Consider the following 24,915-nt stretch of genomic DNA (forward strand, 5'->3'; position numbering starts at 1 on the left):
CCTTATTTATTATTCAATCATTATCTCACCCTAAAATATGAGGGTGTTTAGAGTGAGATATTTCTCTGAACATTAAAGCACTTATCATTCACAGCCCTAATGCATATTTCAGGGCAAGTTTTTTTGCTTCCCCAGCTCTTTGAGCCGCCATTAACCCCAGATTTCTCAACATTTTTAAACCTGGAAGATTCTCGCTAAACGCCATATAGAACACATCCATTCCTGCTTGCATGACCAAATTATCAGGCAAACGGCGACGCTGATAGCGCTTTAAGACATCAACAGAATACCAAGGTTGCAAATATTCACGTGCGTAACTCACCACATTCAGCAAGCTCTCTACATCACGGTAACCTAAATTAACCCCCTGCCCAGCTAACGGGTTGATGGTGTGCGCTGCATCGCCAATCAATGCTAAACCATCAATAACATAACGGTTAGCATGGTGACGTGTTAAGGGGAAAGCCCCTGATGCAATTGCGGTCACCTTGCCCAAACGCTCAGGGAACGCTTCCGAAACCGCACCTGTGAGTTGTTCCATGGACATACTTTGTAAACGCCTGATCTTTGCTGGGCTGTCATACCAGACCAATGAGGCCCAGTTATCGTATAACGGTAAAAATGCCCTCGGACCTGATGGGAAAAATTGCTGCCACGTTTTGTCTTGCTGAGGTTGTTCTGTTTGAACAGTAATCAACATACACGCTTGGCGATATTGCCAACCGCGGCTGCCAATCCCTGCCATTTTACGCACTTGGGAATTTGCGCCATCTGCACCCACAACTAATTTTGCTTCTAATAGACGGTTATCATCAAGTTCTAATCGCCACGCTTTTTGGTTTTTGGGCTGGTATAAATTCACCAGCTTTGCGGGGCAAACAAGCTCTAAATTACTGTATTGCTGGCACTCTTGCCATAAAGCAAGCTGCAAGACTCGGTTTTCAACCATAAAACCTAGCTCTGGCAAACCAAGGCTTTGGGCATCAAACACTACATTGCTGTCGGGTTCTTCCCATGTTTCTAATTGCCGATAAGGCACACTGCGCATAGCTTCTACATGCTGCCATGCACCGAGTTGCTTTAATAATTCGACTGAGGCGCGGCTAATTGCCGAAATGCGAACGTCTGGGATACTGTGTGGCTCAAATGGTGCAGGTTGTGCCTTTTCAAGCAAAGCCACCTTCATCCCTTCTTGGGCAAAACCCAATGCCGCCGCTGCGCCTGTCATTCCCGCGCCTACCACGACAACATCATAAGATTCGATTTGTTTATTCATCACATTGGCCACTATTTATGAATTGATTACCGTATTGTACCGAAAATTTATAGCCCTCGCAGACAATATCTCCACTTGAACTCTAGGGGCTGTTTATCTTTTCTGCTGATTTTTACCGCTAAAAAATGTCAAAAAATAATTAACACATTGAATAAACGTGTTAATCAAGCTGACTGACGATTACTTGCGTTAACTATTGTACTTAAACGCTGCCCTGCGGGTTCGATTAAAGCGCGTTTCACTCATTTGATGCTGCGTTGAGAGGCTCTCGCCTTGCCTAAAATGGCTTTAATTCGAATAAAAATTGACCATCAAAGATAAACACCCCCTAGTCACTGAAGCCCCAAATGAATACAATACGTCCTAATTTTTAAAACAATAGGCAAATTGCCTGCCCTTAAATTTCGTGAAGTGATATTATTTCTCGCTATCTTTGCATTTATCCCATCATACAATGATGTCTTTAATCAAAATGCAAACGAGTTCCCAAAAGAGGGTAGGACTTTGGATTTACAACGCGTTTCGGGGTCCATTACACTAGCCGCTTCGAAAACACCGGATATACGACATGTCGACGAATAAAAAGTTATACATTAAAACGTGGGGCTGCCAAATGAATGAGTATGACTCATCCAAAATGGTCTCTTTATTAGAAAGTACCCACGGTTATCAACTAACTGAAGTTGCTGAAGAAGCAGATTTACTCCTGCTCAATACCTGCTCAATTCGGGAAAAAGCCCAAGAAAAAGTCTTCCATCAGCTTGGTCGTTGGAAGTTTTTTAAAGATAAAAACCCTGACATCATTATTGGTGTCGGTGGCTGTGTTGCATCCCAAGAAGGGGATTTTATCCGCCAACGTGCGCCGAGTGTTGATATTGTCTTTGGCCCTCAGACATTGCACCGCCTGCCTGAAATGATCAACCAAGTGCAAGGCACACGCAGCCCAGTTATTGACATCAGTTTCCCTGAAATTGAGAAGTTTGACCGTTTGCCGGAGCCACGTGCTGAAGGCCCAACGGCATTCGTTTCTATTATGGAAGGCTGCAATAAATACTGTACTTTCTGCGTAGTACCTTATACCCGTGGTGAAGAAGTTAGCCGCCCTTGTGACGATATCTTATTTGAAATTGCACAGTTAGCTGCGCAAGGTGTACGTGAAGTCAACTTATTAGGTCAGAACGTTAACGCTTACCGCGGTGAAACCTTTGATGGTGAAATTTGCTCATTTGCAGAATTACTGCGTTTAGTCGCGGCTATTGACGGTATCGACCGTGTTCGCTTTACCACTAGCCACCCAATTGAATTTACTGACGATATCATCGAAGTTTACCGTGATACGCCTGAATTAGTCAGTTTCTTACACCTACCTGTGCAAAGTGGTTCTGACCGCGTTCTCACCATGATGAAACGTGCTCATACTGCACTGGAATACAAAGCCATTATTCGCAAACTGCGTGAAGCGCGTCCTGGTATTCTTATCAGCTCTGACTTTATTGTTGGTTTCCCTGGTGAAACGACTGATGACTTCGAAAGAACGATGAAACTGATTGCTGACGTGAATTTTGACATGAGCTACAGCTTTGTCTATTCCGCGCGTCCTGGCACGCCAGCAGCAGATCTCCCTGACGATGTCACTGAAGAAGAGAAAAAACAACGTCTATACTTATTACAGCAACGCATTAATCAGCAAGCATTGAGCTTCAGCCGCCAAATGGTGGGTACCGTTCAACGTATCTTAGTTGAAGGAACATCCCGTAAAAATGTTATGGAGCTTTCTGGGCGTACTGAAAATAACCGTGTTGTAAACTTTGAAGGCACGCCAGATATGATCGGTAAGTTTGTGGATGTTGAGATTGTAGACGTCTATACCAACTCATTACGCGGTAAAGTCATTCGTACAGAAAATCAAATGGGCCTTCGCGTTCACGAATCACCAGAATCTGTTATTGCACGCACCCGTAAAGAAGATGAGCTAGGCGTTGGTAGCTTCCAGCCCTAAGCCACAACCATAGGATATTCAGTGACCGAGACAAAAAATTTGCAAATCGCAACACAAGAAATCTTTCTAGAACCCGCAGATAATCAACGTTTAATGAGCCTCTGCGGGCCATTTGACGATAATATCAAGCAGCTAGAACGCCGCCTTGCTATCGAAATTAACCGCCGTGATAACCGCTTTAAGTTATCGGGTAAGCCGCTTAATGTACAAGCGGCGAGCAAAATTTTGCGTCAACTGTATGTCGATACCGCGCCTGTGCGCGGTGTTATTCCTGATATCGACCCTGAAAATATTCACTTAGCCATTTTGGATAGCCGCGTTTTAGAACAATCCGCCGAAAGCGTTCCAGACTACGGCAAAGCGGTGAATATCAAAACCAAACGTGGCGTGATAAAACCTCGCACACCAAACCAAGCGCAATATATTGCCAATATTTTGGACCATGATATTACCTTCGGTATTGGCCCTGCGGGGACGGGTAAAACCTATTTAGCGGTAGCTGCTGCAGTTGATGCCTTAGAACGCCAAGAAGTTCGCCGCATTTTGCTTACGCGCCCTGCCGTTGAAGCAGGTGAAAAACTAGGCTTCTTACCTGGGGATTTAAGTCAAAAAGTCGACCCATATTTACGTCCGCTTTATGATGCGCTATTTGAGATGTTAGGTTTTGAAAAGGTTGAAAAACTGATTGAGCGCAATGTGATTGAAGTTGCCCCGCTGGCATACATGCGTGGTCGTACTTTAAATGATGCGTTTATTATTTTAGATGAAAGTCAAAACACTACCATTGAGCAGATGAAAATGTTTTTGACGCGGATTGGGTTTAACTCCAAAGCGGTTGTGACTGGTGATATCACCCAAGTCGACTTACCGCGCGGCAGTAAATCAGGTCTACGCCATGCCATTGAAGTGCTCTCTGGTGTGGATGATTTAAGCTTTAATTTCTTCCACAGTGAAGACGTAGTTCGCCACCCTGTCGTTGCTAAGGTTGTTATGGCCTACGAAGCGTGGGAAGAACAAGATAACAAGCGTCGTCAACAATTACGTGAAGAAAAAGAACAGCAAAAAGAGCTGGAAAAGCAGGAAAACCAATAAATGAGTGACATCATTCTCGATTTACAAGTTGCGTGTGAAAACCCTGAGGGTTTACCTTCTGAAGCACTATTCGAGCGCTGGTTAGCCGCTGTGTTACCAAAGTTCCAAGCAGAAAGCGAAGTCACTATCCGTATTGTCGATGAAGCGGAAAGTCACCATCTCAACCTCACTTATCGTGGAAAAGATAAACCCACTAATGTGTTATCTTTTCCTTTTGAAGCGCCACCTGAAATTGAGCTTCCTCTGCTCGGCGATTTAATTATTTGTCGCCAAGTGGTTGAACAAGAAGCTATTGAACAACAAAAAAGTGCCGAAGAACATTGGGCACATATGGTGGTTCACGGCTGCTTGCATCTGTTAGGTTATGACCATATTGAAGATGATGAAGCTGAAGAAATGGAAGGCTTAGAAACCGAAATCTTGGCTGAGTTAGGTTATGAAGACCCCTATCTTGCAGAAAAAGAGTGACCTAACTATAATTTTTTAGGCATCTTTTACGAAGAAAGCATTATTTTACAAAAAACTGACGGTAATTTTGCAGATAAACCGTCGGTTTTATGCTAAAAAAGAATGAAGTAAGCTATTTTTATTAACTAACTAACCAACACTCTAAATACTTTACGTGCTAACTTTTTTGTTTTACGAGATAGCACAAACCAGCTAGATTGCCGCTAGGCGGCCAGCGAGGCTATCCCGATGAGCATACACAAGTATGTGATTCGGGTAGCCAAGTGCAGCCAACAACGCTGCGGTTCGAAGTATGACGAGTATTTTTTGAGGAAAAAAAAATTAACCGCCATGAGCGACGATAACTCTTCGAGTAGCGATAACCCTGGCCCTAAGAAAGGGTTCTTTGCACTGTTAAATCACCTTTTCCATGGTGAACCTAAAAATCGTGATGATTTAGTCGAGTTAATTCGCGACTCTGAACAAAACGATTTAATCGATCCTGATACCCGTGAAATGCTTGAAGGGGTTATGGATATCGCGGATCAGCGCGTGCGCGACATTATGATCCCGCGTTCCCAAATTGTTACCTTAAAACGTAACCAAACGCTTGATGAGTGCTTGGATGTCATTATTGACTCTGCTCACTCACGCTTCCCTGTTATCAGCGAAGACAAAGACCACATTGAAGGGCTGTTGATGGCAAAAGATTTACTGCCATTTATGCGTACGGATGCCGAGCCTTTTAGTATCGACAAAGTCTTGCGCCAAGCGGTTGTTGTCCCTGAAAGTAAACGAGTAGACCGATTACTCAAAGAGTTCCGTTCCCAACGCTACCATATGGCTATCGTTATCGATGAATTTGGTGGTGTTTCTGGTCTTGTGACCATTGAAGATATTTTAGAGTTGATTGTGGGTGAAATTGAAGACGAATATGACGATCAAGATGATGTCGATATTCGCCAATTGAGTCGTCATTCTTATTCTGTCCGCGCACTAACGCAGATTGAAGATTTCAATGACGCGTTCAATACCCATTTTAGTGATGATGAAGTAGATACTGTTGGTGGGTTAGTCATGCAGGCCTTTGGTCATTTGCCTTCCCGCGGTGAAACAATCACAATAGATAATTATCAGTTTAAAGTTGCCATGGCAGACAGTCGTCGAATTCTTCTGCTTCACGTGAAAATTCCAGACGATGCGCCAGTTCCTACTTTGGAAGAAGAACAGACTTAATGAACTCAACATCTATATATCAAAGCCAGTGGTTGCGGTTACTGCTGGCTTTATTATTCGGAGCCAGTGGAACACTGGCTTTTTCGCCTTTTGACATCTGGCCTGCCGCGCTACTCTCAATTTTATTTCTCCAGCTACTCACTCTAGAACGTAATACAAAACAATCTTTTGCAATAGGTTTTGCATGGGGCTTTGGCCTATTTGGCAGTGGCGTCAATTGGGTTTACGTCAGTATTGCTGATTTCGGCGGAATGCCAGGCCCAGTCAACGTCTTTATTGTTATTTTATTAGCCGCTTACCTTTCGCTGTATACGGGGCTATTTGGCGGATTATTGGCTAAATTTGCACCTAAAGCTAATATTTGGCGTTTGGTTTTTGCCGCCCCCGCCCTCTGGCAAGTCACTGAGTTTCTGCGTGGTTGGGTGTTAACAGGCTTCCCATGGCTACAATTTGGTTATAGCCAAATTGATGGGCCGATGAAAGCACTCGCCCCTGTGTTTGGGGTGGAAATGATTACATTGCTATTATTTAGCATCAGTGGTCTGTTAGTACTCGCTATCTTACGTCGCAGCTTTGTTGCGCTCACAGTTGCAGCTGTTTTGATTTTTGCCCCATTAATTGCCAAAAATGTACAGTGGTTCACCCCTCTTGATGGCAAAAAAATGGAAGTGGCACTGGTTCAAGGCAATATTCCTCAATCAATGAAGTGGGAAGCCAGCTTTTTACAAAAAACCAAAGATACCTACATGGAGCTATCTCGTCCGTATATCGGTAAAGCCTCTTTGATTATTTGGCCTGAATCAGCAGTGCCTTCCGTTGAGCTAGATAACCAGACCTGGCTTAAATCTCTCGACCAATTATTAGCGGAGTCGAATACTCAGTTAATTACAGGGATTGTGGATGCAAGGCCAATGGATGGTGAATATACTTTCTATAATACAATCATTGTATTAGGGGATAAAAAACCGTATTTATACCCGTCTAAAAACCGCTATAACAAACACCATTTAGTACCATTTGGTGAATATGTACCTTTAGAAGATTTGCTACGCCCTATCGCTCCATTCTTTAATTTGCCAATGTCGGGTTTTAGCCGTGGTGATTACGAGCAAGCTCAATTAGCCGTTGGCAATATTCATCTGACCGCAGCTATTTGTTATGAGATTATTTTAGGTACGCAGGTCAGGGATAACTTTAAACCAGATAGCGACTACTTACTTACCGTATCAAATGATGCATGGTTTGGAAAATCCATAGGCCCTTGGCAGCACTTCCAAATGGCGCGGATGCGTTCCTTGGAGTTAGGTCGTCCACTGTTACGCTCAACCAATAACGGTATCACAGCAGTGATCAGTGCGGATGGCTCTATTCAAGATATGCTTCCACAATTCAAAACTGCCACACTGGCTACAGAAGTGACACCAACAACAGGGTTAACCCCTTATGCACGCTGGAGCAACTACCCAATGTGGGGAGCCGTCATGATCTTTGGTGTGCTTGGTTTTGCGATGAACCGACGTCGTAAGCACTGAGTTATTAACCAGCCTCAATAGTCGACAGGTATCTATTGAGGCTGGTGATATCAAACTAAGCAATGAGTTGCCCCTGTATATCAGCAATTCCCACCGTTACAATGCATCCTGCATTAAATTGCAAAAAATCCTCTTCAATCCCATCTGAAAAAATCACGCCGTTATCAGGCATTAAAGACTCCAATGCTAACGGGCTATTAGGTTCTATCGTTCCAAACACCCACTTTATGCCCGTTGTTTTACTTAAGAATGGCTCTCTCACGCTAAACTGTAACTTGCTATCTCCCCATGCAAATCCACTCGCAAGTGGATGGTTTTTCGTGCCTGTTATAGCCTGAGCCCCCGCTAAAATAGATTGAAACCACCCTGTTGACCCTAGCCCAGTCGAAATAATGATCCCTGACGACGACTGAAACTCTTGTTCACCTTGCCAGTTAAGGAGATACCGCGCTGATGTATGGCTTTTCGGGCCAATAAATAAGTCATTTACCGCCAATAAAGACTGCCCATCGTTCGTTATCGCCTCAGCAAAAGTGACCGACTTGTGCGCCATTTTCCCTTTTAATGTTTGAGTCACGACCTCCTTTAACTGACCTATTTCAAAAGGTAATAACTTACCATCCCACCGTTTTGGATCTGGATTGATGGCAATCACAGGCTGCCCTTGTAAGTATTTTAACGTATTCGCGACCAAGCCATCTTGTCCTATCACCACCACAATATCCTGTTTGGAAAATTGGTAACTGGGCAATAATTTTCTTTCTAATAATTGAAATCGACCTAGTGATTTCAGTACTGATTCTGCTTGAACTAATTGCCGCTGGTATAAATCATGCTCAAGTAAATAATCATCAACTTCAACATGGTTATGTTCTAAATAGAATTTCGCTTGCGGCCATGTATTAAAACGCTCAATTAGCTCTTGTAAGCGTGTCTTACGCATAACCAAAACAAAACGTGCATCATCAATTCCTTTCATTATTTAGCCCCCTTTTTCATTAATTGACCGAATAAATCAGGGGAGATATTGAGCTCACCTATTTTTCCTGCATTTTGAGCCAGTGATTCAAACGCCATTGCCATCAACTGCTCAGGGCCCATTTTGGCAAGCGCTAACGCTTTTAAGTTCTCCACGGGTAATTGGCTATAAGCTTTCATTTTTGATTCAATGGCATAAGCATCCGCATCGGATTGAATGCGTTGGTTCCCGACACTAAGTGCCACCAATTCTTGGCGTTTCTCTTCGGCATTCACTTGTGCGGTCAGTTCCTCTTGTTCACTTTCAGCCCGCTCACGTAATAATTTACGTTCATTGTCTAACCGAGCCTCTTCGATTTGCTGCTCCTTTGCTTGAACAGAAAGATCGGTTTCTAGTTCAGCTTCCTTGATAGTGCGTTCTTGTTCAACGGAGAATTTGCGCCTTGCGTAAATAGCATCATCCGCCTCTTTTAAAATAGACTCCCTCGCCTGCGCTTCAAGTGCTTTCAAGGTTTCTGGCGATGGCGTAATCGCTGCAATAGAGACCTCAAGAATGTCTATCCCTAATGAATTGATAACCGACTGCTCAGCTAACTGCTGAGAAACCAACGTGACTAATGAACGGCTAATTAATAGTGCATCACGTAGAGATGTACTTTGGATTTTTGCTTGGATCACAGTTTGTGCTGCTCGAACTACCCTGTCGCTCATCTTTAATGGGTCTTCGGATGAATAGCCCTTCCCATCTTTAGTTAAGTTAAAATTTAATACATCGGCCGTTTTTTCAGGCTCTTTGACTTGAAATGAAATTTGCCCCTGTACTCGTAAGCTTTGAAAATCAGCCGTTTGCAGATTAAAAATAAACGGCGCCTCTTGAGCATTGAGTGGCAAAGCGGCTATCGATGTTTTATCTGCGTTATACCAAAAACTGATCCCTTTACCCTGCTTACGCACCTTTCCATTCACTGATTGAATAACAAAAGTGGATGAGTCTGCTTTGAAATATTTAAAGTTCATCATAGTGAAACCCTCATTATTGTCTTTATGACCTTAATTAATTATTGTCCTATAGACATAAACAAGTCAAGCATTAATTGTCATAATGACAATAACTGTTTTTACGTGTATGATTTAACCTTAAACATCATCTTTAGATTTGAATGGTAACAATATGAATGAGAAAGAGTTTCTTGCTAGCTATGACAGGAAAAATTACTTATCACCTTTACTCACTGTCGATGCCGTTTTATTTACTTACCATGAAAATACGTTGAAGGTATTACTGGTTGAGAGGGCTAATTTTCCCGAAAAAGGAAAATGGGGCTTGCCTGGTGGGTTTGTTGATGAACAAAATGATCAAACCTTAGAAGATACGATTTTACGTAAACTAAAAGAAAAAACAGGCGTGATCCCCCCTTATATTGAGCAACTTTGTACCGTCGGCAACCACCAACGCGATCCACGCGGTTGGTCTGTAACAGTGTGTTATACCGCATTGATCGCTTACCAAGCCTGCGACGCGCATATTGAAACGGTGGACTCCGTCAAATGGGTGGCGATTGATGAGATTGAGCACCTTTCTCTCGCTTTTGATCATCTAGAACTTTACCAACAAGCCAGAGCACGCTTAACACAAAAATCACTGTATTCCATTGTGCCAGGATTTGCCCTTCCCGATGAATTCACCTTAGCAGAATTGCAACATGTGCATGAAGTCTTGATTGGTAAGCCGTTGCAAAATAAGTCTTTTAGACGTCGCCTAGAACAAGCAGATTTATTGATTGATACAGAGAAAAAGCGCCATGAGCGCGGCCGACCCGCTAATTTATACCGTTTAAAGCCCCAATCAGCCGATTACCGTTTTATTCGCAATTTAGAGTTTTAAGTATTGATGTGCCTGATAAAAATGTTTATCAGGCACTATAAAGGAGATTAGTGACAAATAGCTGGCGTCACAATGTAGGTGAAAACCAATTTATCTGATTTATGGTAATTGTGTGTGATCCCTTCAGGGAACATTTCATGCAGCATTTTCATGCCAACATCTTTACCGCAATAGTTTTTATCTAAGATTTCACGCATATTTTGCTGCCAGTTCTTTCCTTCCAGAACATTATCAGGGATCCCCTTGATGGTGTACTGGTAAAATAACATGCCATTTTGGTTAGCCGTGACTTCCGTCAATAATGTGACGTCATCAATCAACATCGGCAATGCTTTTGCCATTTCAGTCAAGAAAACCTCTCGTAATAAGGTCGGGTCATCGTCTCCTTTGGCATTAAACGCATTAATTTTCTCTTCCGTTGAATTGGCTTTGATTTCATCATAACGTTGTTTTGATTCTGAACTTGCGGTCGTTCCTGATGTTTGTTCAACGGGCTTTTTCTCTTCTGCATCGGGGGAACATCCCGCGATTAATACCGCCCCCAGCAATAACCCAACCACTTTTTTAAACATAACCATCCCATTTACCTATTTTATTATTTATATCTCTAAATGAGTTTACCACAACAATAAATTAAACTTATAGGCAGAAAAATCCCCTTTTTTCAACCTAAAGGGGACAATAAAAATACTAGAATGAGGCCAACCACATGCGCATTTTTAAGCCATAAGAACTGGTCCAGCCCGAAGTAAAACTGACTAATTCACCGTTATCAATCACCATAAATGTTGGTGTTGCACTAACCCCCACTGCATTGGAAAGCTGCCCGCTAATGTCGTTGATCACAGGAAAGGTTAAGTCCTTGCTTTCCATTCCCTTGATTAAACGCGGTGTTTCACCCGAACGTATGGCAACCGAGATAATTGGCATGCCTGATTGGCTTAAATCGGATACCGTTGGCGATGTTAAGTTGCATACCCCACACCATGTTGCCCAGAAATAAACCAATATGGGTTTTTCTTTGCTTAATTCTGCCAACGAAACCGTTTCACCATTGGCCAAAGTGTGTTGTTCCAATAGCACAGGGGCAAGCGTTTGTGGTTTGCGCCACAAGTCCATCACCGTAAAGGCAACAAATAAAATAATCGCCAAAACAATAATTTCTTTAGACCACTTTTTCAGTCTATTCATAAGGTTATTAACCACTTAGTTTTCAAATAGCTCAAATTTAATGTATAGGAAACCGAAGCATTTAATCGAAATTAATGCTCTTCTAAATAAATATTATTTCTAGGGCTTAGTCTCTATCATCTAAATAATTCGTGTTGTGGCTAGGCGGCAAGTGAGGTTATCGTGGGGAGCATACATAAGTATGTGACCCACGTAACCGAACGAAGCCAACACCGCCACAGCACGAAGTATGACGAGGATAGCCGCCACAGCGCGAACTATGACGAGGAGAACTATTTAAGCTTAGCCAACTGCTCCTTCACCACCTCTTCAAACTGCTGTGCATCAATAGCCCCTGGGATCATCTCATCGCCCACCAGCGTCGCTGGCGTTCCGTTCACCCCAAGTTTTTCTGCTAACATCATATTTGTACGAATGCCTTCACGGCTTTTCTCACTCGCTTTAAGCTTATCGTTACCCGTTGCTTTGAGCGCATCTTTGATATTTGCATCTGACAGCATGCCTTGCTTTTGCATAAATTTATGATGCAGTGCTTCAAATGCTTTCGGGTCTTCTTGCCAGAGTGTCATGGTTAATTGTGCTGAATCTAACGATGTTTGGCCTTTAAATGGTAAATACTTGATCACCACTGCAACGTCATCAGGATATTTTTTCACGATATCCATCAGTTGTGGGTCAAAACGTTTGCAATATGGGCAGTTAAAATCGGTAAAGTTAACTAACACCAACTTGGCATCTTTTTTACCTATGCGCGGGCTTGTTGGGTCGTTAAATAAGGCATTTTGCTCGGCTTTTAGCGTTTCTTTCATTTGCGCTTGTTGCTTTTCACCTTGCTTCGCTTGCAGTGCGACAATAGCTTCTTCCAAAATTTCTGGGTTTTCAACTAACGTATCACGAACCAATTTACGCACTTGCGCTTCTTGGTCTGCCGTTAATGGGGCGGCTTGGGCTGTTGCTCCCATCATGAGAGATGAAAAGAGAACAGCTAAAATTGTTTTTTTCATTTTGTGGCTCCTTTGGCCTGATTCATAACTGAGATTAACGATTCACGGTCAAGTATTGTTGACAGCACCTCGCCGTCGGCCAAGTTAGGGCCATAAATCTGATTAAAAGGAACTGCGACTTGCCCACGTTTTTGCAAGAATGCAGTAATTTCAGGAGACGGTTTAGTCCAATCTCCACGTAATGCGACAACATCCGGCTCACCTAATAGCTGCTGAATATCATCTCTTAATAGTACATTGTATTTATTTGCCTTGCAGGTAACACACCACTCTGCCGTTACATCAATAAAAACGCGCTTGTTTTGCGCTAGGGCGTCGGTAATTGCCTGCTCAGTTAAAGGTTGCCAATTCACTGTATCTTTGACTAATGAGCGACTTCCTGCCTGCTGCCCTTGGGTCATCCAAATAAAAGTGCCCGCAAACAATGTAAATAACACTAAGGGGAAAATAGCCGCTTTTATCCCTTTTTTGATAGCAATAAAGACCACCAGCAAGACTAAGAATGTCATGGCAATCGCGGTGGAGTAAGTTGCACCAAAATGGGGAATTAATAAGCTAATTAACCAAAGGCTAGACACTAGCATCATCAAACCAAGCACCGCGCGTAATTTCAGCATCCATGTGCCAGGTTTCGGAAGTAATTTTGCAATAGCAGGGAAAGCGGAAATCAGTAACCAAGGTAAACTCATCCCAATACCTAATGCAGTGAAAATTAACCATAACTCACTCATTGGCGCGGCGAGTGCAAAGGCCACCGCGGTGCCCAAAAATGGTGCAGAACACGGAGTAGCTAATAACGTTGCAAATACGCCTTGCCAGAAATGCCCACTATTCCCCTGTCCCCCTGCTGTCGCAAGACGTGTATTCGCTTTACTGCCGAGGTTAATTTCGAATAAACCGAATAAATTTGCTGTAAACAATGCGGTAACTAGAACCATAAAACCAATAAACCACGGGTTTTGGAATTGAATTCCCCAACCAACCGCTTGCTGGCCAACACGTAACAGTGTCATCAACAGAGCGAGTAACCAGAAAGAAACTAAGATCCCAGAGGAGGAAAGTAAAAATTGGCGACGAATGGTTTTTTGTTCACCCTGTGGCACCATTAATACGGAGCCGAGTTTCATTGCAAGCACAGGAAGAACGCATGGCATCAAATTAAGAATTAATCCGCCAACAACAGCGAACAAGACCACTTGCCACAACGAAATTGCACTTCCTGCTTCATTTGGGCTAATTGTGCCAGTAAATGGCGTCACTTCACTGCTAATTTGCTGGGAAATGTCACCATCGGTGACCACAAATGATACGGTTTTCCCTGTTAAGTTTGGTGATTCCTCCCCCCAATCATCACTCACATCAATGATTGCGGTAAGGTTATTCCCTGATGTTTTAATCACTGGCACTCCTAAAACAGCGCCATCGACTACATCAGTGAAAATATTTGGTTTAATCCATGCACTACCTGAATTTTTTTGCAGCTCAATAACCAATTTTTCATTGGCGAAACCCGCTTTTGCTTGCTCAACCAAACCACTCGTTGGTGGCACGGCCCCTTTGGCTTGGTTAAAAGCCCACGTAAAATCAGCGGGGGCTGGCTCAGTTAAATCAAGCTCAAAAGGATAATCTGTTAAAATACAGACATTGCTACAGGTCGATAACGTTAAAACACCTGTTAATTTATCGAGTTTGTCTTTGCTAGAGACTGTAATGGGGAAAATAATATCGCCCATATAGCCTTGAGTTGACACCCCTGCCACATCAAAACGCCCAGGCGCGGGCCATTGCCAATCTATTGTATCGACGGGTGTTGACCAAACAATTTCAGGTGCGACGCCCCCTTCTCCCGGTGAGCGCCAATAGGTCTTCCAACCATCATCGAGTTTCACATCCAGCAAAATATCAATTTTGCCATCGTCCTGTTGAGTCGAACTCAGCAAACGCACTTGTGCATGCATTGGGGTGTTATCATTCATCCACCCTGTTTTTGCAGGTTGCAGCCACCCCGTATCCGCAGCCTGTAAGCTGCTCGAAAATAGAGCAAATAAAATCAAAAATGAATTAATTAAAAAACGCATTGTTTCCTCCAGAATAAATTACACCAACGAATTGAAATTCGTTGTGCGCTAATTCCGAAGATTACAAAACTGTAAGTGCCGTCTGACTCTAGGAGGGGCATGTTTTTCTTCATTGTTTGCTCTAGATATAAATAGATTAGTGCAAAATACCATTAATGCAGCTAAAGCAAGAAACATAAAGAAGAAAGGTTCGATAACAGCAGGTAGCAAAGTGATTAATGATTTAGCACTAAGCTCACAACTAGAAAGATGTGTACTGCTATCACTTTGTTCTAATTGAGATTTATCGGTATAGGTAAGGTTAGACCCAGCATGACTTTGTGCGTGAACTAAAACGTTCGGCACAAAAAAATTGGCAAATAGACGCTCTCCGACGGCGCGCTGATTCATACAAATCAATACCATCAGACAGGCGAATATCACTAATCCTTTACCTAATTTTAAATGCCTGTTCATGCGTTTCTCGGTATATCTTCCTGAAATAACACCAATTAAACAACTTTAGCAATAATAACGATAGAAATCGAACTTTGACTAAAACCGCTATGCCATCTATAAGTTAAATGGAGGTTACATCTTACACAGCAAAACATTCCGTACAAGTAGCATCATCTAACTTTACAAATACATTTCCCTTTTCGATAAACAAAAACTTACCTACATCTAAAACTCGGCACAGAAATTGCTACATCTTATACAGGAATGAAAGTGGCGATAGTTTGCACCCTAACAGTGCGCGATTATCAGTTTTAAACAATTTTTAGTCGCTATTCACCATATTAGTGCGCTGATTCAAGAATGCACCAAATAATATGCGAGATAGCTCCCGAAATTGAAACAATCCATTTTCATTAATTAACAAATTTAATTACTTTTTAACAATAATAAAACATACAGCCGATGATCGTGGCGTTATCGAAATCCTCGACACATCAGCAAACATAACACAACAAAACTAACGTCATTCAAGCGTAACCTCGTTCCATGATAGGTCACCTTTGAAATATGGCGGGTTTACACCGATGTTCTAAAGGAGCTGTAATATGCGTATAAGTAAGCTTGTATTATCAATGATGATTTTAGGTGCGACCTGCGCAGTTCAAGCAGACGAGCTAAACGGGACTCTGAAAAAAATCAAAGATAACGGTGTCATTGTTGTTGGTCACCGTGAATCTTCTGTACCGTTTTCCTACTATGACAATAGCCAGAAAGTCGTTGGTTATTCACAGGATTACTCAAACGAAATCGTTGATGCAGTGAAGAAAAAACTAAACATGCCAGATCTGCAAGTGAAATTAATCCCAATTACGTCGCAAAACCGTATCCCATTGTTACAAAATGGCACCTTTGACTTTGAGTGTGGCTCAACCACCAATAATGTAGAAAGACAAAAACAAGCAGCGTTCTCCAACACAATTTTCGTGGTAGGTACACGCTTACTGACTAAGAACGATTCTGGCGTCAAAGATTTTGCGGACTTGGCAGGGAAAAACGTTGTTGTAACCTCTGGTACAACGTCTGAAATCCTGTTAAATCAATTAAATGACGAAAAAAACATGAAAATGCGCATTATCAGCGCCAAAGACCATGGTGATTCATTCCGTACTTTAGAATCTGGTCGTGCCGTTGCCTTTATGATGGATGACGCACTGCTAGCGGGTGAACGTGCGAAAGCGAAAAAACCTGAAATTTGGGAAATCGTTGGTAAGCCACAAACTGAAGAAGCCTATGGCTGTATGTTGCGTAAAGACGACCCGCAATTCAAAGCACTGGTTGACGAAACTATCGCAACTGCACAAACCTCAGGCAAAGCTGAAAAATCCTTTGATCGTTGGTTTAACCAACCTATCCCACCAAAAAATCTGAATCTGAAGTTTACGTTGTCCGATGAAATGAAAGCACTGTTTAAAGCGCCAAATGACAAAGCACTAAACTAATAAAAAAGACAAACAGGGTGTTACTGGAAGTAAGGGTTGCAAGGCGGTCGTTCCCCGCCTTGCTCACTCTTCACAGTATTCGGGACAATCTAATTGCCCACAGGAAGTCAAAATTATGTCAATTAATTGGAATTGGGGAATTTTCCTTCAGGAAGCCCCGTTTGGGAATACCACCTATTTAGGGTGGTTAATATCTGGCCTAGAAGTCACTGTCACACTTTCTATTTGCGCATGGATTATCGCATTCTTAGTCGGTTCATTCTTCGGTATTTTACGTACAGTCCCTAACCGTTTTTTAGCCTTTTTAGGTACCGCTTATGTGGAATTATTCCGTAACGTGCCGCTCATCGTGCAATTCTTTACGTGGTATTTAGTGATCCCTGAGCTGCTTCCGCGCTCAATTGGTGATTGGTTTAAAATGGAGTTAGATCCTAACTACCAATTTTTTATTTCTTCAATGTTATGCCTAGGATTATTTACCGCAGCACGTATGACCGAACAGGTACGCGCCGCAATACAATCACTGCCTAGAGGGCAAAAAAGCGCAGCGTTAGCGATGGGCTTAACCTTGCCACAAACCTATCGCTACGTATTATTGCCAAATGCCTATCGCGTGATCTTGCCACCAATGACCTCAGAAATGTTGAACTTGGTAAAAAACTCCGCCATTGCCTCCACCATCGGGTTAGTGGATATGGCGGCGCAAGCGGGCAAACTATTGGATTACTCTGCCCACGCATGGGAATCATTCACCGCAATTACACTAGCTTATGTAGGTATTAACGTCGTCATTATGATTTTGATGACGCTATTAGAGCGCAAAGTTCGCTTACCTGGCACATTAGGAGGGCGATAAAATGATTTATGATTTTGATTGGAGCTCAATTGCCCCAAGCATGCCCTTCTTAATTGATGGCTTTATTGTAACGGCTAAAATCACATTAACCGCTATTGTGGTCGGGATTGTATGGGGAACCGTATTGGCGGTAATGCGTTTATCAACTTTCAAGCCAATTAGCTGGTTTGCTGCATTGTACGTGAATACGTTCCGTTCGATTCCACTCGTTATGGTCTTGTTATGGTTCTATTTAATCGTTCCAAGCTTATTACAAAATGTTCTAGGCTTATCACCAAAAAATGATATTCGTTTGATTTCAGCAATGATAGCCTTCTCTCTTTTTGAAGCGGCTTATTACTCCGAAATCATTCGTGCGGGTATTCAAAGCATTTCCCGTGGACAAGCCTCTGCTGCGTTAGCGCTAGGCATGACACAAATGCAAACCATGAGACTCGTCGTGTTACCGCAAGCGTTTAAAGCGATGGTACCACTGTTATTAACGCAAGGTATTGTGTTATTCCAGGACTCATCCCTTGTGTATGTCCTGAGCTTAACCGACTTCTTCCGTACCGCCACAAATATTGGTGAGCGAGATGGCACGCAGGTAGAGATGGTACTGTTTGCAGGTCTGGTGTACTTTATTATCAGTTTTGGCGCTTCAATGTTAGTGAATTATCTTAAGAAAAGGACTGTTTCATGATTACCCTGAAAAATGTATCCAAATGGTATGGCCAATTTCAGGTGCTCACAGACTGCACAACTGAAGTTAAAAAAGGTGAAGTTGTCGTCGTATGTGGGCCATCTGGCTCGGGTAAATCCACATTAATAAAAACAGTGAATGGCTTAGAACCTATTCAGCAGGGTGAGATTTTTGTGAATGATATTCAAGTCAATAGCAAAAAAACAGACCTTGCAAAACTGCGTTCTAAAGTGGGAATGGTATTCCAACATTTTGAATTATTTCCACATTTATCCATTATTGAAAACTTAACACTGGCGCAAGTCAAAGTGTTAAATCGCGATAAAAAGGAAGCTGAAGCAAAAGGACTTAAGCTCTTAGAACGAGTTGGTTTAGCAAATCATGCAAATAAGTTCCCAGCTCAGCTTTCAGGTGGTCAACAGCAACGTGTAGCCATTGCCCGTGCACTTTGCATGGACCCAATCGCAATGCTGTTCGATGAACCCACATCAGCACTTGACCCAGAAATGATCAACGAAGTTCTGGATGTCATGGTGGAACTCGCCAATGAAGGCATGACCATGATGGTGGTCACGCACGAAATGGGCTTTGCCAAAAAAGTGGCCAACCGAGTGATTTTTATGGATGAAGGTAAGATTGTTGAGGATAGTAAAAAAGAAGAGTTCTTTGCTAACCCACAATCCGAGCGCGCCAAAGATTTCTTAGCGAAAATTCTGCATTAATTTTTTACAGGGAGCCATATGGCTCCCTCCTCTTCAAATCACAATTTAACATCTATTCTCACGCTAAATTGCGATTATCCACGGATAAAATTCAATAACAACTTACTGAATTTGAAATAGTTCAAGAAACCACTACCATTTGCCTGACTTTTTAGTTAAGTTGTTTGGTTATCAGAGTAAAATATTCTGACTCCGTTCCCCGAAAAGCAATATCCAGCTTCCCCCGTAGGTTCAGCTAATCAACTATTGTTGTTTTCGGTGAGGATCCGCTATGCTATGCGGATCTTAATTAAGAAAGACATTCACGCTACAAATGTAGCATTTATTCACCATAGGATTATCGGTGCCATGCAAGAACAATATCGTCCAGAAGATATAGAGCCTAAAGTACAGCGTCACTGGGATGAAAAAGCAACTTTCAAAGTGACTGAAGACAACAGCAAAGAAAAATACTACTGCCTGTCCATGCTACCTTACCCTTCTGGTCGACTACACATGGGCCACGTACGTAACTACACCATGGGTGACGTTATCTCTCGTTACCAACGTTTGTTGGGGAAAAACGTTCTCCAACCAATTGGTTGGGATGCGTTTGGCCTACCTGCTGAAGGTGCTGCGGTTAAAAATAACACGGCTCCTGCGCCATGGACTTATGCCAACATTGATTACATGAAAAGCCAGCTTAAAATGCTCGGCTTCGGTTACGATTGGGATCGCGAAGTTACGACTTGTACCCCTGAATATTACCGTTGGGAACAATGGTTCTTCACTAAGCTGTATGAAAAGGGTTTAGTGTATAAAAAAACCTCAGCGGTCAACTGGTGTCCACATGACTTAACCGTTCTGGCTAATGAGCAAGTCATTGATGGGTGCTGCTGGCGTTGTGATACCCCAGTTGAACGCAAAGAAATCCCACAATGGTTCATCAAGATTACTGACTACGCAGAAGAGTTGCTCAACGATCTGAACAAACTGGAAGATTGGCCTGAACAAGTTAAAACGATGCAACGCAACTGGATCGGTCGCTCCGAGGGCACTGAGATCACCTTTAATGTTGCTGATCGCGATGAAACCTTAACGGTTTATACCACTCGCCCTGACACTTTTATGGGTGCGACTTATGTTGCCGTTGCCGCAGGTCACCCTTTAGCAAAAGAAGCCGCTACGAATAATCCTGAATTAGCGCAATTTATTGATGAATGCCGTAACACCAAAACCGCAGAAGCGGACATGGCAACGATGGATAAAAAAGGGATGGCAACAGGCTTATTCGTTGTACATCCATTGACTCAAGAAAAACTGCCAATTTGGGTCGCAAACTTTGTATTAATGGAATACGGTACTGGCGCAGTTATGGCTGTTCCTGCTCACGACCAACGTGACTGGGAGTTTGCTCATAAATACAATCTGCCAATTAAAGCCGTCATTGCTGATGCAGAAGGCAACGAGCCTGATTTATCCCAAGAAGCCATGACGGAGAAAAACTCACTGATTAATTCAGGTGAATTCAGTGGGTTAGACCATCAGGCTGGTTTCAATGCGATTTCAGACAAACTTGTTGCACTGGGTGCAGGCCAACGAAAAGTCAACTATCGCTTACGTGACTGGGGTGTTTCACGTCAACGTTACTGGGGCGCGCCAATCCCAATGGCAACATTGGAAGACGGCACTGTCGTTCCTGTTCCAGAAGATCAACTGCCTGTGATTTTGCCTGAAGATGTTGTAATGAACGGCATTACCAGCCCGATTAAAGCAGATCCTGAGTGGGCGAAAATGACCATTAATGGTCAACCTGCACTACGTGAAACAGATACCTTCGATACCTTTATGGAATCTTCTTGGTACTACGCACGTTATACTTGCCCTCAATATGATGACGGTATGTTAGACCCAGCTGCAGCTAACTACTGGTTACCTGTAGACCAATATATCGGCGGTATCGAACACGCCATCATGCACTTAATGTATTTCCGTTTCTTCCACAAATTGATGCGTGATGCAGGGCTGGTCAACTCCGATGAACCTGCAAAACGTCTGCTGTGCCAAGGCATGGTACTTGCTGATGCATTCTATTATACAGGAAGCGATGGACAACGTGTTTGGGTTTCCCCTGCTGATGCTATTGTTGAGCGTGATGACAAAAACCGTATTACTAAAGCTGTAGACAACGAAGGCCATGAACTGGTTTATACTGGTATGAGCAAAATGTCTAAGTCTAAAAATAACGGTATTGACCCACAATTAATGGTCGAAAAATACGGCGCAGATACGGTTCGTTTATTCATGATGTTCGCAGCACCGCCTGAGCTAACCCTTGAATGGCAAGAGTCTAGCGTTGAAGGTGCCAACCGCTTCGTTCGCCGTGTTTGGCGTTTAGTGCATGAACATTCTCAAAAAGGCGCAACGTCTCCTTTAGATATCAGCGCATTAACAACAGAGCAAAAAGACTTACGCCGTGACCTACACAAAACAATCGCTAAGGTCTCTGATGATTTTAGTCGCCGTTATGCATTTAACACCGCAATTGCCGCGATCATGGAGTTCTTGAACAAATTAGTTCGTGCTCCACAAGAAACCGAACAAGACCGCGCATTAGTCCAAGAGTCTCTCGAAGCCATTACACTGATGCTGTCACCCATTATTCCACATGCTTGCTTTGAAATGTGGAAAGCTTTGGGCCATCAAACAGACATCGATTTCGCACAATGGCCTGTTGCTGATGAAAAAGCCATGATTGATGACACTAAGTTGGTTGTCGTTCAAGTCAATGGTAAGGTTCGTGGTCGTATTACCGTTCCAGCCGATGCGACACAAGAATTTGTCTTAGAAATGGCACAACAAGAGCCTAGCGTGTCGAAATATCTTGAAGAGGTAAGTATACGCAAAGTAATCTATGTTCCAGGCAAATTGCTTAACCTTGTTGTAGGTTGATATTAGGCTGTTGGCTGATAAGGAGGCCAGGTGCGTTATCTAATAACTTTATTTTTGAGTCTTGCGGTACTCGTTACCGCAGGTTGCGGTTTTCGTTTACAAGGAACAACGCAAATTCCTGAAGAATTGAAAACATTGCAACTGAGTTCGAACGATCCATACGGCTACCTGACACGTGCCCTTCGGGAACAATTGCGACTCAATAACGTGACGATCCTCGAAACAGGCAACGCGAGCGTCCCTATTTTGAAAATCACAAGTTCCAGTGAAAACACTGAAACAGTATCGATTTATCAAGATGGTAAAGCTGCTGAGAAACAATTAACGTTCACGATGAATGCACAGGTTTTAATGCCAGATGGTGCAATATACCCGCTGCAAAGCCGTGTAGAACGTACTTTCTTTGACAACCCATTAGAAGCACTTGCAAAAGATGCGGAAAAAGAGATTGTTAAGCAAGAAATGCAAGAGCAGGCGGCACGCAATATCGTTCGCAAGTTACTGTTGGTTCACTCAGCTGAACTTGAAAAAGCAAAAACTCAAGCCGCTGAAGCTAACACGCAACCATAATGACGCGTATTTACCCTGAACAGTTGGCCTCTTCGTTACAAGAGTCTCTAAGAGGCCGCTATTTAATTTGGGGCAATGAGCCCCTTCTTCTTCAAGAAAGTCAGGATGCGATTCGTAAAGCTGCTATTGAGCAGGGGTTCGAAGAGCATTTTACTTTCGCCCTTGAGCAAAACACGGATTGGGATGAAATTTTTAGCTTGTGTCAAGCACTGAGCTTATTCGCCAGCCGTCAAACACTCACTTTACTGCTTCCCGAAAATGGCCCAAATGCGGCAATGGCGGAAAAATTAAACCAGCTTTCTCAGTTATTGCACGCCGATTTACTGTTGGTGCTGCGTGGGCATAAGTTAACCAAAGCCCAAGAAAACAGTGCTTGGTTTAAAGCTATTAGCCAAGATGCGGTTTATGTAAGCTGTTTAACGCCTGAATACCAACGCTTGCCTCAATGGGTGTCTAAGCGCGCATACAATATGCGGTTATCCCTCGAAGCTGAAGCGAACCAATTGCTTTGCTATTGTTATGAAGGGAATTTATTGGGGTTAGCTCAAGCTCTTGAACGACTTTCATTACTCTACCCCGATGGCAAATTGACCTACCCACGAGTTGAAAGCGCGGTGAATGATTCCGCACATTTCACCCCTTTTCATTGGGTTGATGCCCTATTAGCGGGGAAATCTCGCCGCTCATGGCATATTCTTGAGCAACTTCAACATGAAGATGTTGAGCCTGTTATTTTATTGCGCTCAATCCAACGAGAACTAATGCTGTTGATCACCTTAAAACGCCAATCAGCGACTACATCTTTAAAAATCTTATTTGACCAACACAAGGTCTGGCAGAACCGCCGTGGCGTGATGACTGAAGCCTTGCAGCGTTTAAGTTTGCATCAATTACAATCTGCACTCATGTTATTAACTCAAGCAGAAATTCACATTAAACAAGACTTTAGCCATTCTGCATGGCCCGATCTTCAATCCCTGTCTATGTTGCTATGTGGCAAATCATTTGCAGAGAATTTTATTCATGGTTAATCAGCGCGCTTTTCAAAAAAAGAATACGGGTCTGCAAGCCTTATTTGGCGGAACATTCGACCCAATCCACTATGGTCATTTGCGCCCTGTTCAAGCACTCGCAAAGCAAGTTGGGTTACAAAAGGTTCTTTTGCTACCAAACCACGTTCCGCCTCATCGCCCGCAGCCTGAAGCAAGCCCATCCCAACGATTAGAAATGGTAAAATTAGCCATTCAAGGTAATCCGTTATTTACTATTGATACACGGGAACTCGAAAAAAATTCGCCATCTTATACCATTGAAACACTGACAGAGTTACGCCAAGAAAGGGGCTCGACGCAACCTTTAGCGTTTATTATTGGGCAAGACTCGTTGCTTTCCATTAATACCTGGTACGGGTGGGATAAAATATTAGATAACTGCCATTTATTGGTTTGTTCACGCCCAGGGTATGCAACACAATTTACTGACCCGAAAATGCAAGCGTGGCTTTCACAACATAAAACAGCCCAGCCTGAAAAATTGCGCAGTACACCCCACGGTTATATTTTTTTAGGGGATACACCTCTTATTAATATTTCCGCTACAGAGATACGCCAAAAATTAATTGCAGGTGATAGCTGCCGTGATTTAATTCCTGAAGCTGTTTTACAGTATATTCACCAACAAGGTCTTTACCAACGATAAGGCCTTTCTCTTAATACATTACAGTTAGGGTATGGCGCAAAGAAATATTGTTCCTTAAGATAGTCATCGGGATATTGCTGTAACAATTGCTGCATCATCATTAATGGCCGATTAATGGGCAAATGACCTTCTCGATAATCATTGATTAACCACAACAATCGTTTTTTCTCGTCTTGCGTTGCTTTATGTTTAAAATAGCCTTGCATATGGCTAAGTGCATTTACTTGAATATTTTTAGGCGCTACGGTTGCAAATATTTCCATTAAGCACGCTTTATATTGATTAAAAAATAACGTCAAATTACTGCCTTTACGAATAGTCGCCACTAGGCGGCCTGTTAATTGATACCCCACAGGGGAGTACGCCATAATCAAATATTTATGACGACTATGAAATTGAATTATTTCATGATGAGTTAACCGCTGTTGCAAATATTCAAGCCGTTGCAAGGTATACAATTGCGTTAAAAAAGCATCCCAATAGTCTATATCTTGCAATTTATCTCCCGTTAAAATAGGTATATTCGCAGGAAATAACCCGACTAATTCGGATAGATTCGATAATGAACAGACCACTCCCAGCGCCCCCACTGTACAAGAAACACTCGATAGATTAGTTATGGATTCCACAATAGGAGCGATGTCATCCTGTATTTCTATCGGGAGGTGATTAATCCCTTCAAAAATAAAAACTTGGGGCTTAATTATTTGCACTCTGTTCATCCCATTCTAAAATATTTGTTAGGGTAAAATTTCTTTTGTTATTTTGTAAAGTTAACACAAACTTCTTGCCCAAATGAGC

General features: G+C 42.7%; 23 protein-coding genes. 14 read left to right on the forward strand and 9 right to left on the reverse strand.

Annotation, left to right across the window (positions count from 1 at the left end; all coding sequences use genetic code 11):
* Positions 1–88 precede the first annotated feature (88 nt).
* Entirely contained in the window at positions 89–1,276 is a 1,188-nt protein-coding gene (ubiF, locus tag KDJ85_RS12315; protein ID WP_225819906.1) for a 3-demethoxyubiquinol 3-hydroxylase, read from the reverse strand.
* 568 nt (positions 1,277–1,844) lie between these two features.
* Between ubiF and miaB the strand changes: the two genes are divergently transcribed.
* From miaB to lnt, 5 genes are all read left to right on the forward strand, one after another.
* Positions 1,845–3,275: a tRNA (N6-isopentenyl adenosine(37)-C2)-methylthiotransferase MiaB gene (gene miaB / locus KDJ85_RS12320; protein WP_225819907.1), complete on the forward strand. Its 1,431-nt coding sequence runs from the start codon at positions 1,845–1,847 to the stop codon at positions 3,273–3,275.
* A 93-nt stretch (positions 3,276–3,368) separates the two neighbouring features.
* Positions 3,369–4,367 carry a PhoH family protein gene (locus KDJ85_RS12325; RefSeq protein ID WP_377210633.1) on the forward strand — a complete coding sequence of 333 codons (999 nt, stop codon included), beginning with the start codon at positions 3,369–3,371 and terminating at the stop codon, positions 4,365–4,367.
* The gene (gene ybeY, locus KDJ85_RS12330) at positions 4,368–4,835 is read left to right on the forward strand and encodes an rRNA maturation RNase YbeY (protein WP_047756277.1); all 468 of its coding nucleotides are present in this window, start codon (positions 4,368–4,370) and stop codon (positions 4,833–4,835) included.
* Positions 4,836–5,165: 330 nt separating this feature from the next.
* Positions 5,166–6,050, forward strand: a complete 885-nt coding sequence (gene corC / locus KDJ85_RS12335; RefSeq protein ID WP_225819956.1) for a CNNM family magnesium/cobalt transport protein CorC — start codon at positions 5,166–5,168, stop codon at positions 6,048–6,050.
* The gene (gene lnt / locus KDJ85_RS12340) at positions 6,050–7,582 is read left to right on the forward strand and encodes an apolipoprotein N-acyltransferase (protein WP_225819909.1); all 1,533 of its coding nucleotides are present in this window, start codon (positions 6,050–6,052) and stop codon (positions 7,580–7,582) included. The genes corC and lnt overlap by 1 nt, the downstream gene beginning before the upstream one ends.
* Before the next feature lie 55 nt (positions 7,583–7,637).
* Here lnt and KDJ85_RS12345 read toward each other — a convergent pair whose 3' ends face one another.
* On the reverse strand, positions 7,638–8,561 hold the full coding sequence (locus KDJ85_RS12345; protein WP_225819910.1) for a diacylglycerol kinase catalytic domain-containing protein: 924 nt from the start codon (positions 8,559–8,561) through the stop codon (positions 7,638–7,640).
* Positions 8,561–9,580 (reverse strand): SPFH domain-containing protein, encoded by a 1,020-nt coding sequence (locus KDJ85_RS12350; protein ID WP_225819911.1) that lies wholly within the window; start codon positions 9,578–9,580, stop codon positions 8,561–8,563. Before KDJ85_RS12350 ends, KDJ85_RS12345 begins: the two co-directional genes overlap by 1 nt.
* A gap of 151 nt (positions 9,581–9,731) precedes the next feature.
* Here KDJ85_RS12350 and KDJ85_RS12355 point away from each other — a divergent pair, with 151 nt between their 5' ends.
* Complete coding sequence (locus KDJ85_RS12355; protein WP_225819912.1) at positions 9,732–10,445, forward strand: NUDIX hydrolase; 714 nt, start codon at positions 9,732–9,734, stop codon at positions 10,443–10,445.
* Between the two features lie 47 nt (positions 10,446–10,492).
* Here KDJ85_RS12355 and KDJ85_RS12360 read toward each other — a convergent pair whose 3' ends face one another.
* From KDJ85_RS12360 to KDJ85_RS12380, 5 genes are all read right to left on the reverse strand, one after another.
* On the reverse strand, positions 10,493–11,017 hold the full coding sequence (locus KDJ85_RS12360) for a protein K (protein ID WP_225819913.1): 525 nt from the start codon (positions 11,015–11,017) through the stop codon (positions 10,493–10,495).
* Between the two features lie 118 nt (positions 11,018–11,135).
* Positions 11,136–11,636, reverse strand: a complete 501-nt coding sequence (locus KDJ85_RS12365; protein WP_225819914.1) for a protein disulfide oxidoreductase — start codon at positions 11,634–11,636, stop codon at positions 11,136–11,138.
* Between the two features lie 272 nt (positions 11,637–11,908).
* Positions 11,909–12,640: a DsbA family protein gene (locus tag KDJ85_RS12370; protein ID WP_225819915.1), complete on the reverse strand. Its 732-nt coding sequence runs from the start codon at positions 12,638–12,640 to the stop codon at positions 11,909–11,911.
* Positions 12,637–14,718 carry a protein-disulfide reductase DsbD family protein gene (locus KDJ85_RS12375; RefSeq protein ID WP_225819916.1) on the reverse strand — a complete coding sequence of 694 codons (2,082 nt, stop codon included), beginning with the start codon at positions 14,716–14,718 and terminating at the stop codon, positions 12,637–12,639. Before KDJ85_RS12375 ends, KDJ85_RS12370 begins: the two co-directional genes overlap by 4 nt.
* A 48-nt stretch (positions 14,719–14,766) precedes the next feature.
* Positions 14,767–15,174: a metal resistance protein gene (locus KDJ85_RS12380; protein ID WP_206085270.1), complete on the reverse strand. Its 408-nt coding sequence runs from the start codon at positions 15,172–15,174 to the stop codon at positions 14,767–14,769.
* Between the two features lie 614 nt (positions 15,175–15,788).
* Between KDJ85_RS12380 and KDJ85_RS12385 the strand changes: the two genes are divergently transcribed.
* The 8 genes from KDJ85_RS12385 to nadD all read left to right on the forward strand — a co-directional run bounded on the left by KDJ85_RS12385 (position 15,789) and on the right by nadD (position 24,114).
* Positions 15,789–16,655, forward strand: coding sequence for a glutamate/aspartate ABC transporter substrate-binding protein (locus KDJ85_RS12385; RefSeq protein ID WP_377210632.1), 867 nt, complete (start codon positions 15,789–15,791; stop codon positions 16,653–16,655).
* A gap of 115 nt (positions 16,656–16,770) precedes the next feature.
* Positions 16,771–17,511 (forward strand): amino acid ABC transporter permease, encoded by a 741-nt coding sequence (locus KDJ85_RS12390; RefSeq protein ID WP_219244330.1) that lies wholly within the window; start codon positions 16,771–16,773, stop codon positions 17,509–17,511.
* A gap of 4 nt (positions 17,512–17,515) precedes the next feature.
* On the forward strand, positions 17,516–18,193 hold the full coding sequence (gene gltK / locus KDJ85_RS12395; RefSeq protein WP_225819957.1) for a glutamate/aspartate ABC transporter permease GltK: 678 nt from the start codon (positions 17,516–17,518) through the stop codon (positions 18,191–18,193).
* Positions 18,190–18,915, forward strand: a complete 726-nt coding sequence (locus KDJ85_RS12400; protein ID WP_225819918.1) for an amino acid ABC transporter ATP-binding protein — start codon at positions 18,190–18,192, stop codon at positions 18,913–18,915. Before gltK ends, KDJ85_RS12400 begins: the two co-directional genes overlap by 4 nt.
* Before the next feature lie 348 nt (positions 18,916–19,263).
* Positions 19,264–21,846 carry a leucine--tRNA ligase gene (leuS, locus tag KDJ85_RS12405; protein WP_225819919.1) on the forward strand — a complete coding sequence of 861 codons (2,583 nt, stop codon included), beginning with the start codon at positions 19,264–19,266 and terminating at the stop codon, positions 21,844–21,846.
* 30 nt (positions 21,847–21,876) lie between these two features.
* Positions 21,877–22,416: an LPS assembly lipoprotein LptE gene (lptE, locus tag KDJ85_RS12410; RefSeq protein WP_225819920.1), complete on the forward strand. Its 540-nt coding sequence runs from the start codon at positions 21,877–21,879 to the stop codon at positions 22,414–22,416.
* Positions 22,416–23,447 carry a DNA polymerase III subunit delta gene (holA, locus tag KDJ85_RS12415; RefSeq protein WP_225819921.1) on the forward strand — a complete coding sequence of 344 codons (1,032 nt, stop codon included), beginning with the start codon at positions 22,416–22,418 and terminating at the stop codon, positions 23,445–23,447. The genes lptE and holA overlap by 1 nt, the downstream gene beginning before the upstream one ends.
* Positions 23,440–24,114: a nicotinate-nucleotide adenylyltransferase gene (gene nadD / locus KDJ85_RS12420; RefSeq protein WP_225819922.1), complete on the forward strand. Its 675-nt coding sequence runs from the start codon at positions 23,440–23,442 to the stop codon at positions 24,112–24,114. Before holA ends, nadD begins: the two co-directional genes overlap by 8 nt.
* On the opposite strand, the gene KDJ85_RS12425 is transcribed toward nadD, so the two are convergent.
* Complete coding sequence (locus KDJ85_RS12425) at positions 24,102–24,827, reverse strand: DUF1722 domain-containing protein (RefSeq protein WP_225819923.1); 726 nt, start codon at positions 24,825–24,827, stop codon at positions 24,102–24,104. The two genes, nadD and KDJ85_RS12425, sit on opposite strands and share 13 nt — an antisense overlap.
* Positions 24,828–24,915: the final 88 nt, after the last annotated feature.

The sequence above is a fragment of the Providencia vermicola genome, from assembly GCF_020381325.1.
GTDB classification, from domain to species: domain Bacteria; phylum Pseudomonadota; class Gammaproteobacteria; order Enterobacterales; family Enterobacteriaceae; genus Providencia; species Providencia vermicola.